Source organism: Oleiphilus sp. HI0079 (assembly GCF_001635105.1).
Genome location: NZ_LWFT01001254.1, coordinates 1 through 1,160 on the forward strand (window position 1 = coordinate 1; position 1,160 = coordinate 1,160).

Below are 1,160 nucleotides of genomic sequence, written 5' to 3' on the forward strand. Positions count from 1 at the left end.
GCATCCTGCTCGAGCCCATCTTTTAGCATTCTATTGTGAGCAGCATCGAAACAATTTTGAACGATCAAGCGAACATGACGCGTACTAGTAATGCCACCAGAACCCTTGTATTTAGGCAAGATTGGTGACTTGTCATTAATGCTAGGCAACGGGCTTAGGTTTAAATGCTCTCTATATCGCTTGAGAGATTTCAGCATGTCATCGCAAACTGTAATTCTTCGGTTTTTGTTTCCTTTGCCTGTAACTTTAAACCACCAATTTCCGTCTCGATCTCGCTCAAAGTCGCACATTAGTGGTGTCGAGCGCTCATCGGCAACTAGCTCTGAAATTCGGAGATACATCGCAAACAACGCATTCATGATAAACAGTGTGCGTTCATGCTCTTCCGGATCTTGATCTGCTAGCAACTCAGCCGTTTCAAGGACGTAATCCCATTGAATATTACTAATTCTGCGAACAATTGGAGCTTGTTGATCACGGCTAATGAATTTACTTTTTTGTCGTATTAAGGCGACCGGATTAGATGAAACTTCGCCCTCTTGCAGAAGATAGTCATAAAATGAGGATATCGCTGTAAACGTTGCTTTTATCGCAGCTTGAGAAGGAAAGTATTCCCCAATATTTGCTTCTTTTCCTCGCTTGAACTCTTCTTTTGACACGTTAACAACAAACGGGCGCCAGTCTTTATTAGGTATCCTCCCGTCAGGCGACTTTTTAAACCTGGCGACATTCTTTATACCTATCCAAGCTTCAGGTGGGTTGATACAGAAATTAATGAATTCTTCTATGTGCTCACGCTGTAGCTCAAGAATTGAAGTCTTTTCGATTTGCCAGGACCATTGTAAAAGTCGTTCGAGCTCTCTTCGATAGCTATTGAATGTGGCTGTACTGCCGTTATAGCTATAAAGAAACTTCAATGACAACTCTAGATCTTGCTGAGCGTCAGAAAAGCTTATCCAGTTTGGGCTCTGCGGCGCGACTTTAAATGGATTGCCAATAAACTCTAGGTTATCAATGATTGGTGATGGCGGGTTTCGCTTAGGGTCCTTCATTTCTTAATCGTTATCAAAGAGCTTTAGATTAAGCATAGCCTTGATTTTCTGATATTCAATATATCCGATATTCACAAATATCGGATATATCATCAGGCATTCGAGTCA

The 1,160-nt window shown here is 41.6% G+C and carries 1 protein-coding gene; it reads right to left on the reverse strand.

The features are described 5' to 3' along the window. Positions 1–1,052: integrase (locus A3750_RS22105; RefSeq protein WP_068548836.1), on the reverse strand; the 1,052-nt coding region annotated here is incomplete at its 3' end. Between the last annotated feature and the right edge of the window lie 108 nt (positions 1,053–1,160).